Annotated in this window: 10 protein-coding genes and 3 pseudogenes; 5 read left to right on the forward strand and 8 right to left on the reverse strand. The window is 69.5% G+C overall.

Annotated features, from left to right (window positions below):
- Nucleotides 1–322: 322 nt before the first annotated feature.
- The 3 genes from AS857_RS11175 to AS857_RS11185 are packed head-to-tail and all read right to left on the reverse strand — an operon-like array spanning nt 323 to nt 3,524.
- Complete coding sequence (locus tag AS857_RS11175) at nt 323–1,192, reverse strand: hypothetical protein (protein ID WP_058042956.1); 870 nt, start codon at nt 1,190–1,192, stop codon at nt 323–325.
- Nucleotides 1,189–3,054: a GMC family oxidoreductase gene (locus tag AS857_RS11180; RefSeq protein WP_058042957.1), complete on the reverse strand. Its 1,866-nt coding sequence runs from the start codon at nt 3,052–3,054 to the stop codon at nt 1,189–1,191. The genes AS857_RS11175 and AS857_RS11180 overlap by 4 nt, the downstream gene beginning before the upstream one ends.
- Nucleotides 3,051–3,524: a hypothetical protein gene (locus AS857_RS11185; RefSeq protein WP_245699777.1), complete on the reverse strand. Its 474-nt coding sequence runs from the start codon at nt 3,522–3,524 to the stop codon at nt 3,051–3,053. The genes AS857_RS11180 and AS857_RS11185 overlap by 4 nt, the downstream gene beginning before the upstream one ends.
- Nucleotides 3,525–4,012: 488 nt before the next feature.
- Here AS857_RS11185 and AS857_RS11190 point away from each other — a divergent pair, with 488 nt between their 5' ends.
- Nucleotides 4,013–4,405 carry a hypothetical protein gene (locus AS857_RS11190; RefSeq protein WP_058042958.1) on the forward strand — a complete coding sequence of 131 codons (393 nt, stop codon included), beginning with the start codon at nt 4,013–4,015 and terminating at the stop codon, nt 4,403–4,405.
- A gap of 222 nt (nt 4,406–4,627) precedes the next feature.
- On the opposite strand, the gene AS857_RS11195 is transcribed toward AS857_RS11190, so the two are convergent.
- A complete protein-coding gene (locus AS857_RS11195) occupies nt 4,628–5,185 on the reverse strand; it encodes a DUF3291 domain-containing protein (RefSeq protein ID WP_058042959.1) in 558 nt (185 codons plus the stop codon).
- 596 nt (nt 5,186–5,781) lie between these two features.
- Between AS857_RS11195 and AS857_RS39910 the strand changes: the two genes are divergently transcribed.
- Nucleotides 5,782–6,159, forward strand: a complete 378-nt coding sequence (locus AS857_RS39910; RefSeq protein WP_058042960.1) for a hypothetical protein — start codon at nt 5,782–5,784, stop codon at nt 6,157–6,159.
- Nucleotides 6,160–6,298: 139 nt separating this feature from the next.
- On the opposite strand, the gene AS857_RS11205 is transcribed toward AS857_RS39910, so the two are convergent.
- Nucleotides 6,299–8,665, reverse strand: coding sequence for an ATP-binding cassette domain-containing protein (locus AS857_RS11205; RefSeq protein WP_058044075.1), 2,367 nt, complete (start codon nt 8,663–8,665; stop codon nt 6,299–6,301).
- Nucleotides 8,666–9,003: 338 nt separating this feature from the next.
- On the opposite strand from AS857_RS11205, the pseudogene AS857_RS42335 reads away from it, so the two are divergent.
- From AS857_RS42335 to AS857_RS41230, 3 pseudogenes are all read left to right on the forward strand, one after another.
- Nucleotides 9,004–9,348 (forward strand): annotated as a pseudogene (locus AS857_RS42335) (condensation domain-containing protein); the annotation flags it as partial.
- A gap of 95 nt (nt 9,349–9,443) precedes the next feature.
- Nucleotides 9,444–10,598 (forward strand): annotated as a pseudogene (locus AS857_RS37465) (AMP-binding protein); the annotation flags it as partial.
- 64 nt (nt 10,599–10,662) lie between these two features.
- Nucleotides 10,663–11,288 (forward strand): annotated as a pseudogene (locus tag AS857_RS41230) (NF041680 family putative transposase); the annotation flags it as partial.
- Here AS857_RS41230 and AS857_RS11220 read toward each other — a convergent pair.
- The 3 genes from AS857_RS11220 to AS857_RS11230 all read right to left on the reverse strand — a co-directional run bounded on the left by AS857_RS11220 (nt 11,263) and on the right by AS857_RS11230 (nt 13,478).
- A complete protein-coding gene (locus AS857_RS11220) occupies nt 11,263–11,958 on the reverse strand; it encodes a hemopexin repeat-containing protein (protein WP_058042963.1) in 696 nt (231 codons plus the stop codon). The pseudogene AS857_RS41230 and the gene AS857_RS11220 sit on opposite strands and share 26 nt — an antisense overlap.
- 236 nt (nt 11,959–12,194) lie before the next feature.
- Nucleotides 12,195–12,884, reverse strand: a complete 690-nt coding sequence (locus AS857_RS11225; protein ID WP_058042964.1) for a class I SAM-dependent methyltransferase — start codon at nt 12,882–12,884, stop codon at nt 12,195–12,197.
- Nucleotides 12,885–12,914: 30 nt separating this feature from the next.
- Nucleotides 12,915–13,478, reverse strand: a complete 564-nt coding sequence (locus tag AS857_RS11230) for a class I SAM-dependent methyltransferase (RefSeq protein ID WP_058042965.1) — start codon at nt 13,476–13,478, stop codon at nt 12,915–12,917.
- Between the last annotated feature and the right edge of the window lies 1 nt (nt 13,479).

A 13,479-nucleotide genomic window follows, 5' to 3' on the forward strand; every position in this document is an offset into this window, starting at 1 on the left:
CCGCCGCGCCCGTGAGACCGCTCGACTGGACGAAGGGTTCGCACAGTGGGGCGCGACAGTCAAGAAGGCACGGAACGCGCCTGCTCGACGCGGGTACAGTCCGCGTCGCGATCGACAGCACAGGTGCGCGCTCGCGGGGGGCCCGAGCCGCGCACGAAGGCGCCGCCTGGTGACCTTCACGTAGTTGAGCTCCAGCCCGTCTTCGGTGAAGGCCGGGTGGATGAGGCGGGAGAGGTAGGAGAGGTCCGGTGCGGCGGCTTGGGCGAAGGCGGGCGTGGCGATGAACGGGTCGGGGTCCGCTCGCGCCCTTGAGGGCCGGCCGTCAGGGACGTGGCCGCGTCGGCAGGTAGTAGGGGCGGTTGTGGGCGGCCACCGGGGGAGACTGGTACGTCCAGGCGCCGACAGCCGGTGCTCCGGCGCCGAGGAGGGCGCGGATGTCGCGGCCGAGGGGGCTGTCCGGGGTGCGGACCGTCAACCGCGTACGGCTGGAGTGTTCACGGGCGGACAGGTCGTACCAGCGGTACGGCTGGTAGACGTTCATGGGGCCGGCGAGCAGGCGTCCCTCGCGGTCGGTGCCGTAGCCGGTTACCGGGGCGGAGTTGGCGGCGACGGCGGTGAGGCCGTCCAGGTCCGCCGTGATGTCGAGCAGCGGGTCCGGGTCCTTTTCCAGGGTGGCGTCGGGGGCGATCGTGGCCGACTTGCACCGTATGGTCCAGGTCTCGCCCGCGGGTCCGTTGAGGGACGGCAGGCCGACCTCGAACCAGCCGGGGTACTTCGGTTCCGCGTAGAGTTCGCGCCCGGCCCTGATGGCGAACGGGTTGTCGCACACGACGTGGAGGCGGGCGATGCCGAGCAGTTTCGTCTGGTCCCAGCCCTGTGCGTACTGGGCGTAGGTCAGGCGCGGCAGGCGGCCGCCCTCGTCCGTCGGGAACGCGATGGCGCTGAACTCGATCTCCTGGGTGATGCCGCCGCCGAACGGGTACTGCGCGAAGTACAGCTGGTAGTTGAGTGATACCAGTGCCTGCCCGTCCTCGAAGGTGGCTGCGGTCAGATCCGGATGGTGTTTGGCGAGCAGCTCGCGGATCGGGTCCGGAGCGACCAGCCAGTCGATGCCGATCTGATGCAATGCCCCGTAATGGAAGGGGAGTTGGAAGGGATCGGGTACGGGCGGCAGGGGCAGGGGGGCGGTCATGCCGAGGCTCCTCGGATCGGTGACGGCGCGATGGCGGCGGGGGACGCCGGGGGTGGGACGAGAGACGCCGGGCGGTCGCGGGCCGCCAGGTCCGCCTCGATGCGCTCAGTGCTGCGCAGGGCGAGCGCGGCCATCGTCAGCGTCGGGTTGGAGGTGGCCACCGAGGGCATGCTGCCGCAGCCGATCGCGTACAGGCCGGGGTGGTCCCAGCAGCGCTGCCAGGCGTCCACCACCGACGTGGCCGGGGAGTCGCCCATGATGTGGGTGCCGGCGGCATGGCCGGCGCCGCGGTAGCCGTACGTGCGGCCGCCGTGTTCGAAGCGGCCGGGCCAGGCCGCCACAGGGGTGTAGTCCGTGTGGTCCTCGGCGCCGAGCAGCGAGAAGATCTGGTCGGAGACCGTCCGGGCCGCCGCCATACCCTCCTTCACATGCTCGTCGAGGTCGTAGGTGACGAGGGGGCGGGGCAGGCCCAGCGGATCGCGCTCGTGCGGGTGGAGGGTGACCCGGTTCGCGGGGTCGGCGCTCTGTTCCATCTCGAATTGGAGGGTGAACTGGCGGCGGATCCGGTCCCCGACCGCCCGCCGTAACTCCGCCCCGAAGAGGCCCCGCTCGGTGAGGAAGTGGTGCACGTCCGCATCGACGGATCCCTTCGCCCAGGCCCAGCCCCACGCCCCGAGCTCGACGCGGAACGGCGCCCGCAGCCGGCGTGCCGTGCCGGTGCGGAAGCCCTCCAAGCCGGAGACCGAGCCGGGACCCCGGTACGGCCCGGCGTCCTCGGGCAGCAGGCCCCAGGTCAGCAGGACCGGGTGATCCATCAGATTGCGGCCGACCTGACCACTGCGGTCGGCGAGCCGGGAGAGGAGCAGCAGCCGGGCGTTCTCCACGGCGTGTGCGGCGAGCACGACGACATCGGCGTGGGCGACGGACACCTCCCCGCCGTACGAGCGGTACTTCACGCCCGTGGCGCGCCCCCGCCCGTCGACGAGCACGCGGCTCACCACGGACCGGTCCCGGAGCGTGACGGTCGTGCTCCAGCGCCCCTGGGTCTTGAGCGGGGTGTACTTCGCATGCGAGGGGCAGTGCGGGACACAGCTCGCGTTGCCCACGCACCGGCTGTCGGGAGCGGGCCGGCCGTGCCGCCCGCGCGGCACATAGCCGCGGCCGCCGTCGTACCGGGGGTCCGGAACGCTGTTGCGCGCGTGCGGGGTGCCGACCACTCTCAGTTCGACCTCGTGCAGGGTGACGGGGTCCTTGACGCGCCGCCCGTCGAGGCGGGCCGCGAGGAGACGGTCCACACGCGAGGCGGGCAGGGCTCGCATGGGGAACACGTAGTCGTCGGGGAAGGGCAGCCCGACGTGCTCGCGCTGTTCGTCTGCATCGGCGGCCACGCCCAACTCCTCCTCGGCCGCCCTGTAGTGGCGCTCAAGGTCGTCGTACGTGAGTGGCCACCGACGTCCGTACCCGAAGGACTCGGTGTCGAAGTCCTCCGGGAGCATGCGCGGCGCGAGGCCGGTCCAGACGTTTCCGGTGCCGCCGTTGACACGGACGTATCCGCTGGCGTACGGGAGAGGGCCCTCCTGCCGCAGGTGGCCGACCGCCCGGAAGCCAGGGATCCCGTCCGCGCCGGAGAGGTCCGTGACCTCGGGCCAGGGGGCTGCAGGATGGGCCCGGTAGGGGGAACCGGGCACCTTGGCGGCGGCCGTCAGGTAGGTGATGAGCGGGTCGGCGGACGGTTCGTGGTCGCCGGGAACACCGGCGCCCGCCTCCAGGACCAGGACCCGCCGGCCGTGCCGGCCGAGCCGGTGCGCGACGAGCGAGCCCGCGACACCGGCGCCGACGACGATCACGTCGTACCGCGTCACCGGCCGCCTCCCTCGACCCCGTTGCCCGGGCCGGACCCGTCGCGTTCCTCGCCCCAACTCCCGTACCCGCCGGGATCAGTGGCGGGAGCCTTGAGACCGGCCGCCTTCCACACCAGGCCCTCGCCGTAGGCGCGCGGGGACACCACGGTCGGCGGGGGCCCCGGCCAACTGCCCGTGTACCAGAGGTAGGTCACCGCCCGGGCCGCTGCCCGCAGCTCGCCATCCATGGCGCCGTCCGGCTCCGGCAGCTCGCGCAGCAGCCGCGCGTACCGCTCCGCGCCGAGCCGTTCCGCGGCGACCGCCCGGTACACCTCGGCCAGCCCGGTGGCCTCCAGAGCCACTCCATCGAAACCGGTCAGCCGCGCCGACAGTTCGGTGAAGCGATGCAAGTCGTCAGTGATGGGCACGCGGGCATCGGTGCCCAGCTGCCTGCCGGTCCATGCGCCGCGCTCCTGGAAGGGCTTGTTCACGACTCCGGGCGAGCCCGGATCTTCGAAGGATGCAACGCTCATAAGGGGTTCGGCCTCGATCCCGAGGGAGCCGAGTCGTGCGAACCAGCTCCGGGTTCGGGGCTCTTCCGGCTCCGAGTCGATCTCGACGTGGCGCCCGGCGAGATGCACGGCGCCGGCAGCTCAGTGACCCGCACCCGCCACGGCCAACCGTGCACGAGATCGTAAGGGTGACGGCAGGGCCGACGAACGAAGAGTCGATTGGCACGCAGCGGTGCCCGGTCACGCTGGATGAGCCGGAATGACCACGCTGTGGGTGGTGTGATCACGGGGCCGCCAGGTTGACGCTGGACGCCCTGTTCACCGGGTTCCGAGGGAAAGCAGCGTCACCTGAACGAGTGATTTCGGCCCGTTGTTCGCCAGTGCACACTCAGAGGAAGAGCGATACGCACCTTCTGGCGTTGACGCCTCTGAGCGGATCTCGCACCCATGGGAAGGGGAACGCGAAAATGACGATCGAAACTCCCGGCGAGGTCGTCAACGGCCCCGGCGAGGCCTTTAACGGCCCCGCAGCAGCGAGCTCGGACAGCGCGGCAGCACTGGCTCAGCAGATCGAGCGGGCCGTCGTGGCAGCCGACGGGACCCTCGTTGCCGGGCAGAGCTCCGGTGCCACGTCGGCGACAAAGCTGAGCGTCGGCACCTATCAGGTCTGCTTCAATGTACCGATCACCAACGGCACCTATGTCGCAAGCATCGGCATTCCCGGCAACGTCGGCACTTCGGCACCCGGTGAGATCACCGTCGTGGGCCGGTTCAACACCAATAACTGTTTGTTCATTCGGACGTTCAACTCGGCAGGGGCGCTGGAGGATCGCGGCTTCCACGTGCACGTGGCGCACTAGAACAGCGACGACGGCGACGACGGTTAACGGATCACCGGACGTGCCTGCGCCTCGCTTCCTGCCTCCGGCTCGCCGGGCTCCTCAGCCGTTCCTGCGGGTGGTCGACGCCTTGACCACCCGCCTCGGTCGTCTTGGGGGCGCCAGGGTACGGGCTGGAGAGGCCGGGGACCTCCTCCTGCAATCGCGGCGTCGACAGCGAACCCAGTCGTTCAGGCTTCCTTGTCAGCGAACCTGGTCGCTCTTCGGCCCGATGTCTTTGATCCTGGTCGGCGTTCCGTCCGGGGCGAACGAGTGGTGGAAGGTGAAGGCGTGCGGTGCGGAGCCGTGGCCGTGGAGGTGTTCCAGCCTGGAAACCCCGTCCTGCCAGGTGGGTATCACGTCGTCGGAGACCCACCAGCACACGTAATTCGGGTGTTCTGTCCTCTCGAACCAGTCATAGCGCCTGTTGAGCGCCTCACGGTGCAGACCGGCGTAGACGGCGTCGAGGGCGGGGCGCAGGTCGGTCCAGAGTGAGAGGGTCGCGGCCAGGGCGGTGGTTTCCACAGTGCGGCCCTTGCCGTACCAGGTCGGTACGGCGAACTCTCCCCATGCACCCCAGTCCGCCCCGAAGAGCATGCCCCGGTCACCGTCTGCCGATTCAGCACGCGCGAGGTATCCGGGGTGCTGGCTGATCTTCCGGTAGACGGCCTCACCACGCTCGTAGAACTCGTTCGTGAGAGGTGCGGGATCGGCGAGAGGTGACTTCAGGACTCCGAATGTGTACAGCGCAAGATGGGGCATGCGTCTCTCCCTGGTTGGGGGTGCCTGGTGTGGACCCGGTTCGGTGGCTCGGGCATGGGGGCGAGGATTCCTGGGGCGTGACCAACTCATCCCGTCGCGGGTGGCTCAGCCTGAAGGAACTCCTCTGCGACCGTGGGCGATCGCCGAAGACCAGGTGAAGGTAGCCGCCTCTGCGGGCCATGTCGAAGTTGCGTTTTCCTTGCCCAAGTGGCCTCCTGTACCGGTCATTGCGGGGGCTGGGCGGTGACGGGCGGGGCAGGCGGCGGGGTACCAGTGATCCACTTCGGCCGCACGCCGCGCGTGGACGCTCCAACGCATCAGCGTCTCCTACGGCACCCCTCGGGCCCGGCAACTCCCTCCAGGTCCTGCCTTCGGCAGGGGGCAACAGTCATACGGGGCCCGGAGGCCAGCGGCCCTCTTGCAGGACTGCCGGGGTGGCGAAGGTATTGGGCATGGCGATGGTTCACTCCTGTCGCTGTACGTCGAAGGCGGATGCGAGCGCTGACTTATCGGGGCCCGAGGTCACTTCCTCACCTGCGGCACTCGACGAGGCCCGGCGCCCCGGACCGCCGTGCAGGCCGTGACCTTGCAGAGCCTTGGCAGCCGTCGACCGCCTCGACTCCACCGGGGACTGGACGACCGGGCCGGCGGCGTACGAGCACGCGCGGATCGAGGACGCGGCCGCGATCTCCTACCTGTCCTACCAGCACTACCACACCATGGCCAACCCGCCGCAGGAGGAGACCGCCGACGCCGGGAATGAGCTGCGGAGGCGGCTGCTCGACCTGTTTCCGGACCGGTTCGCACCCCTTTGCGAGCAGTGCGCCTTCACCGAGCAGAGCTACGCCTCGGTGCTGAGGAACGACCGGCACCTGGACCGCCTGGTCGGCGACCTGCTCAGCAGGTACGGAGCGGACATCGTCTCCGCGCCGGACGGATGGGCCGCGAGAAGTGGTACTCCTCCTATGAGCTGACCGTCGCGGAGGTGGTCCGCATCAGTACCGGCGGTGTGGACGCCGAGGCGGGGCCGGCGGACGGACCGAACGAGGGCGGTGCGTCGTTGTGCGGGTCCGAGGACCCGCACAACGACGCACCCCGCAAAGGGCGTGCCGCTCAGCGGCCGACGTAGTCGGCCAGGTGCCGGCCGGTGAGCGTGGAACGGGCGGCGACGAGGCCGGCAGGCGTCCCCTCGAAGACGACCCGGCCGCCGTCGTGGCCCGCGCCCGGACCGAGATCGATGATCCAGTCCGCGTGCGCCATCACCGCCTGGTGGTGCTCGATCACGATGACCGACTTGCCCGCGTCGACGAGCCGGTCCAGCAGGCCCAACAGCTGTTCCACGTCGGCGAGGTGCAGACCGGTGGTCGGCTCGTCGAGCACGTACACGCGGCTGTCCTCGTCGGCCAGGTGAACGGCCAGCTTCAGCCGCTGCCGCTCGCCACCGGACAGCGTCGTCAGCGGCTGGCCGAGGCTGAGGTAGCCGAGCCCGACGTCGAGGAGCCGCCTGAGGACGGTGTGCGCTGCGGGCGTCCTGGCCTCGCCCCTGCCGAAGAACTCCTCGGCGTCGGCGACCGGCATCTCGAAGACGTCGCTGATGGTGCGGCCGCCGAGGCGGTGGTGCAGCACCTCCTGCTGGAAGCGCTTGCCCTCGCACTCGTCGCAGGTGATGGCGACGCCCGCGATCATCGCCAGGTCGGAGTAGATGACCCCGGCGCCCTTGCACTCCGGGCACGCGCCCTCGGAGTTGGGGCTGAACAGGGCGGGTTTGACCCCGTTGGCCTTGGCGAACGCCTTGCGGATCGGATCGAGCATCCCGGTGTAGGTGGCCGGGTTGCTCCGCCGGGAACCCTTGATGGGTCCCTGGTCCACCGTCATCACACCGTCCAGGCCGGCCACCGAACCACTGATGAGCGAGCTCTTGCCGGAACCGGCCACCCCGGTGAGCACCGTGAGCACCCCGAGCGGGATGTCGACGTCCACGTCCTGCAGGTTGTGGGTGCGGGCGCCGCGCACCTCGAGCTTGCCGTTGGGCGTGCGCACCGACGGCTTGAGCGAGACCCGGTCGTCCAGGTGCCGACCGGTGACCGTCCCGCTGGCGCGCAGTTCGGCCACCGTGCCCTCGAAGACCACCGCGCCACCCTTGGTGCCCGCCTCGGGCCCCATGTCGACGACGTGGTCGGCGATCCCGATCGTTTCCGGCTTGTGCTCGACCACGAGGACGGTGTTCGCCTTGTTGCGCAACTGGATCAGCAGGTTGTTCATCCGCTGGATGTCGTGCGGATGCAGGCCGATGGTGGGCTCGTCGAAGACGTAGGTGACGTCGGTGAGCGCGGAGCCGAGGTGGCGGACCATCTTGGTGCGCTGGGCCTCGCCACCGGACAGGGACGCGGTGGACCGCTCGAGCGAGAGGTATCCCAGCCCGATCCCGGTGAAGGAGTCGAGGTTCTGTCCGAGCACCTTCTGCGTGGTCGAGACCGCCGGGTCGTCGATGGCGCGGACCCATTCGGCCAGCTCGCTGATCTGCATGGCGTTGGCGTCGGCGATGCTGATCCCGTCGATCTTCGCCGACCGGGCCAGCTCGCTCAGCCGGGTGCCGTGGCACTCGGGGCACTTCGCGAACGTCACCGCCCGTTCCACGAACGCCCGGATGTGCGGCTGCAGCGTCTCCTTCTCCTTGGACAGGAAAGCCTTGCGCACCCGTGCCGGCAGGGACTCGTAGGTGGTGTTGACGCCCTTCACCTTGACCTTGGCGGGGTCACGGTGCAGGAGATCGTGCATCTCCCGGGCGGTGTAGTCGCGGATCGGCTTGTCCGGGTCGAAGAAGCCGGACTCGACGAACGACTGCACCACCCAGCCCTCGGGCTTCCAGCCCGGAACGGTGATCGCGCCCTCGGCCAGCGACCTGGAGGCGTCGTAGAGCTGGGCCGGGTCGATGTCGGTGACGGTTCCGAAGCCCTCGCAGCGCAGGCACATGCCGCCGACGACGCTGACGTTCCTCTCGATGGCCTTGGCGCCGATCCACATCGTTCCCGAGGCGTTCGCCGACGCGACGTTGAACGCGAACGCCTTCTGGGTGCCGATGTGCGGCTCGGCGAGCCGGCTGAACAGGATCCGCAGGAGCGCCCCCGCATCGGTGGCGGTGCCGACCGTTGAGCGGGGATGGCCGCTCAGCGGTTCCTGGTCGACGATGATCGCGGTGGTCAGCCCCTCCAGCATCTCGACGTCGGGCCGCCCCATGGTCGGCATGAAGCCCTGCACGAAGGCGCTGTAGGTCTCGTTGACGAGCCGCTGCGACTCGGCGGCGATCGTGTCGAACACCAGCGAGCTCTTGCCCGAGCCGGAGACCCCGGTGAACACCGTCAGCCGGCGCTTCGGGATGGCGAGGCTGACCTCGCGCAGGTTGTTCTCCCGCGCGCCGTGCACGCGGATCCAGTCGTGCTTGTCGACTATTTGTTGTTCGATCTCCTGGTGGTTGGGCATCGCCGTCACGGTGAAATCAATCCTCCCAATATGTGGGACTCGGCGTGTCTTCGCGATCGGGTCGGAACCGATTCAATCAGTTCCGTGCGTTGCCGTGCGGCGCGGACTTCCCGCACGGTCAACGGCGGCTCCGTTCAGCGATCTTGGCGTGACGGGGTGGAGTCCCGGCTCGCCGGCTGCCACATGACAGCCCCGCCCACCTGCTTGATTGCTTCCCTCCTGGTTGCATCTGCTTGTTTCTGGCTAACTTCTTTCACCTGGGTGGCTAACTGCCGCTTACGCGCCAACCATTGGGTGCGAATGCTCTCCCGGTGTCCGGATACAACGTGTGCAGGGGGATGCCTGGATGGGGTCGACGGGCGTTACGGCCACGCAGGAGGCAATGTGGCTCGCGCAGCAGTTCGCACCTGCCCAACCCAACAACGTGGTGCGCTGTGGAACGTGGAGGGCGATCTGGAAGGAGCGGCGCCGACGACCCGGCCGCCGCGGCCCGCACCGCCGTTGCGTCGCTGGCGGGCGAACCGTTCGACCTGGGGGAGGACGTGCTCCTGCGGGTCGGCTCGATCCGCCTGGGTGCGGCGAGACACCTCGTGGTCCTGATCTTCCACCACATTCTCACCGATGCGTTCGGTGTGCTCACGCTGCTGTCCCAGCGGATCGCGGAGGTCTACCGGGCACTGCGCGAGAAGTCCGCCGATCCCCCGAGCGCCCCGCGGTCGGCGGACCGTGCCGCCGAGGCGGATGCGGCGTACCGGCCGTCCCGGCGTTCGCCGCCGCCGAGCGGTTCTGGCAGGACTACCTCGCCGGGGAGCCGGCAGCGGCGCGGCTGCCCACTGGCGTCCGCCCGCCCGCCGGCTCACCCACGGCGGAGGGCGGGCCCTGGGACTTCCTCACCCGGTCACTGGGAATGACCACGCGCACCGCGACGGTTCCCGCTGCCGAGCGCGCGTCCTGGGAGCACACGGCGCGGGGGCTGAGGACGAGCGTGCCGGACCTGCTGGCCGCGGCCGCGGCGGCGTACCTCCGGCTCATGTGCGGCTCGGCCACGCCACTGCACACCATCACGGTCAACCATCGCACCGGTGCCGTACGGCAGTCGCTGGGCCTCTTGTCGAACCTGGTGCCGATCAAGGCCGAGGTCGCCCCCGGGGCGACTCTCGTGGAGCTGGCCGAGAGGCTCCGCCGGGAGCGCAGAGCCGTGCTGCGGCACTCCAGGCACGAGCTGTCCCTGATCAAGCGGGCCACCGGGCGGGCGGCCGAGTCGCGCAGCCCGTTCGGCGCCATCGTCAACGTCATCCCGTTCGTCGAGGCGCTCGACCTCGCGGGCAGTACGGCGCGGTTCGCGGGCGGTACGTTCGGCCTGGTCGACGAGGTCATGGTCGCCCTCTACACCGACGGCACGGCCGGCAGCGACCTGTACGTCCGCTTCGACGCGCCGGCCTCACAGTACGGTGAGCAGGACATCGCCGGCCTGAGCGAGAGGTTCGTCGCGTTCATCCGCACGGCGATGGCCGACCCCGCCGGACGGGTGGCGGACGTCTGCGCGCTCGGCGCTGCCGAGCAGCGCGCGCTGCTGACCGCCTGCGCCGGTCCCGCAGTCCTCGTTCCGGAAGTCACGCTGACCGAGCTGCTCGAACGGCAGGCCCGCGCGACCCCCGACGCGATCGCGGTGACGTTCAAGGACACCCACCTGACCTACCGGGAGCCGGCCGACCGGTCCGGCCGTCTCGCCCGCCTGCTGATCGACGGCGGCGCAGGGCCCGAGCGTTTCGTCGCGGTGGCGATTCCGCGCTCGCCGGACCTGGTCGTGGCACTGGTCGCGGTGCTCAGAACGGGTGCGGCCTACGTTCCGGTCGACCCGGAATACCCGGCTGCCCGCGTGGAGTACATGCTGGCCGATGCGAAGCCGGCTCTGCTCCTGACCGCCGGGCGCAATGCCGTGAACCCGCCCGCCACCGGCATCCCCGTCATCGCGGTCCGATCGGCACGCCGATCCGCCGAGGGGCGGCCGGCCGCCCAAGCACGGACCGGATTTCCGCCTGGCGAATCCGGGCGCCTGGCCCGAGCCCGCCGTGGTGACCCTGAACGGCACACCCCGCTACGGCAAGGCCGAGGCCCGCGCGTGAGACCGGGTCCACCCCCGGCTCACCCACCGCTCGGCCTGGATCGACCTGGACGGAGAACTTCCCCTGGTTGAGGGCACGCTGATCCGCCTCAAGGTCGATCACCTGCCCGGCGACCCTGATGCGCCACCGGTGTGGCTGTGGTCCTCCGCCACCGGAGCGAGCCCGGCCGACGTTGACTTCATGTGGTCGTGCTACCTGCGGAGATTCGACCTGGAGCACACGTTTCGCTTGTTCAAGCAGTCCCTGGGATGGGCCCGGCCGCGGCTGCGCGACCCGCAGGCGGCGGACCGCTGGACGTGGCTCGTCATCGTCGCGCACACCCAGCCTTCGCCTCGCCGTCCCTCTCGCCACCGACCAGCGCGAGCCTTGGGCGAAGACCACCCGCCCCGGCACCGCGCTCACTCCCAAGAGAGTGATCGCCCGATGTCAAGGAACAAGGTGAGCGAAGAATGCGCGTACCGCAGGGTCGGCTCACTCAACCTCGCCCGCCAGGTACATGGCCATGAGACGGCTCGGGCCCAGCGTGGCGAGCGGGTTCCAGTAGTTGATCGTCTTCCTGGGGGCCTGGTCGACTTTGTTGGTGGGGATGTGGAAGCGGATGTACTGGTCGCCCTTGAAGGCGTAGGCCCGGTCGGTGTCCCAGCGGACGAAGGCGTCGATGCCGCTGTCGAAGCCTGCTTCCTTGAATCCCGGCCAGTAGAGGGCGATCGATTTGGGGTAGCCGTCGTCGACCTTGTTGGTTTCGAGGTTGTAGCGCACGTACTGGAGGCCCTTGAAGAGGTACACCGTCTTCTCGTCCCACGACAGGATCGCATCGATGTCGCGGTCGAAGCCCACGGCCTTCAGCCCCGGCCAGTACGAGCTGATCGACTTCGGAAACCCCTCATCGATCGTCATCGTCTCCTGCGTGCACCGCACATACGTATCACCACACAGGAAGTAGACCTTTCCCGTCTTCGCAACGTAGAGCGAAGGCATGCTCCGGTCCGAGGCCACAGCCGCCGCAAACCAGCGCCTTTGCTCAGGCGTGCCCTGGAAGGCTCCTTCGAAGCTCCGATCGATTTCCTTGTCGGCGACGTCTTCCGAGATCCAGTGCCACTTCACGTAGTGCCAGTCGCCCGACGTCTGCCGGAGTGGTCGGGTGATGGTGTGGACCTTCTTCGCCATGGCGCTCCCTGCCGTTGTTGACGGTGTTGTGTGGCCGGCCTTACGATCCCGGGCTGTCCGTCGCGCAGGCCGTGCCCCCGACAGCGTCACGTGCCCCTGGGCCGTCGGCACTCCGTGTGCTGAGCAGTGCGCCCATACGGGTGACCTGGGTGGAGGAAATCCGCAGTGCGGAACAACAGTCTTGGCAGTCGGGCGTTGTGTGCCTGTGTCCGGGCGCGGGAACCCGGTCTTCTCGGTCACCGCCTCCGAGCGGCAAACAGGGTGCAGGCGACCGGATTGCTCGGCTCAGGGGCCTGCAGCACGGTGATGTGATCCACGAGAAAGCCTGCCTCGACCAGGAGGTCCTCCCACAGCACAGGGCTGAGCACCCACATGCGCACGGTCAGCTCGCCCCCGCCGGCCAGGGGGAGGGTCTCGTCCCGTGGGACGAGCGTGACCTCCGGCCCGACCCCGTCCGAGTTCGTGTGCAGCACCGAAAAGACAAGGCTTCCGCCCTCCCGCACGCGGGGTGCCAGGGCGTCCAGGAACTGGTGTGGGTCGATGTATCCGAGGCCGTGGACCGAGTACGCGACGTCGTAGACCGGTGTCGTCTCCCGTCGAAGGAAGTCCACGGCGTCGGCCTGGACGAAGCGCACGCCGGGGACGTCGCGGTACCGGGCTGTGGCGCGCAGGTACTGGGTGGGCGAGGCTTCGACCGCGTCGACGACCGCCTCGTGGGTGCGGGCGAGATATGCGGGGTAGCGGCCCGTGCCGGGACCGATGTCGAGCGTGCGCTTCCCGGCCAGGTCGCCCAGGACCTCGGCCCCGGGCCCTGTGCCCCAGAACCCCCAGTCGAGCCGCTCGGGCTCCGACAGGTGTGTGCCGCGCTCAAGGTGGTGCTTCCCGTATGCGGTCCACGCCTGCTCGTTCCGTGCTGCATCATCCATCGCAGATTTCCCCTTTCCTCACGCTGGAGTTCACGGTCTCAGAGCGAAGCAGCGAATGTTGTCCATGTCCGCGGCACACGCGACGGACCACCCGCTGACCAGCAACTCCTCCTCGGTGATGGTGATTCCGATCGACGCACGGTCAGGGGGAACCCGGTCCGCCATGGGCGTGACGACCCAAAGCAGTCCTCCGGGGGCAAGCAGGCTGCGAACCCGGTCGAGGAAGGCGGGCTTGTCCTTGATGAAGGCGTAGACCAGCCGTGCAGTGATCAGGGCGTAGGCACTCTCCGGCAAGGGCGGTGGATGCGGGGCCTCGATGTCACCGCAGCAGAACGTGACCGCTTCCCCGGCCATCTGGTCGGCGGCGAGGGCGATCGCGGTGGGTGCGCAGTCGAGGGCCGTCGTGCGGTAGCCGAGCCGGGCAAGGTGGCGAGTCAGGGTGCCGTCGCCGCTTCCGATGTCGAGCGCGTACCGGCCCCGGCCGGCTCCGGCGTGCCGGTCGAGGAGAGCGGTCTCCGTCTCGTCGAGCGGCCGGTAGCGGTGCCCGGCGGACCACAGGCCGTCCCAGTAGGGGACCGGTTCTTGAATCGTCACC

Source organism: Streptomyces roseifaciens (assembly GCF_001445655.1).
Lineage (GTDB): Bacteria > Actinomycetota > Actinomycetes > Streptomycetales > Streptomycetaceae > Streptomyces > Streptomyces aureoversilis.

Excerpts from the sequence above, each read along its gene's own strand:
- AS857_RS11175 (WP_058042956.1), bottom strand. The coding sequence starts at position 1,192 with ATGACCGCCCCCCTGCCCCTGCCGCCCGTACCCGATCCCTTCCAACTC.
- AS857_RS11190 (WP_058042958.1), top strand. The coding sequence starts at position 4,013 with ATGACGATCGAAACTCCCGGCGAGGTCGTCAACGGCCCCGGCGAGGCC.
- AS857_RS11195 (WP_058042959.1), bottom strand. The coding sequence starts at position 5,185 with ATGCCCCATCTTGCGCTGTACACATTCGGAGTCCTGAAGTCACCTCTC.
- AS857_RS11205 (WP_058044075.1), bottom strand. The coding sequence starts at position 8,665 with ATGCCCAACCACCAGGAGATCGAACAACAAATAGTCGACAAGCACGAC.
- AS857_RS11220 (WP_058042963.1), bottom strand. The coding sequence starts at position 11,958 with ATGGCGAAGAAGGTCCACACCATCACCCGACCACTCCGGCAGACGTCG.
- AS857_RS11225 (WP_058042964.1), bottom strand. The coding sequence starts at position 12,884 with ATGGATGATGCAGCACGGAACGAGCAGGCGTGGACCGCATACGGGAAG.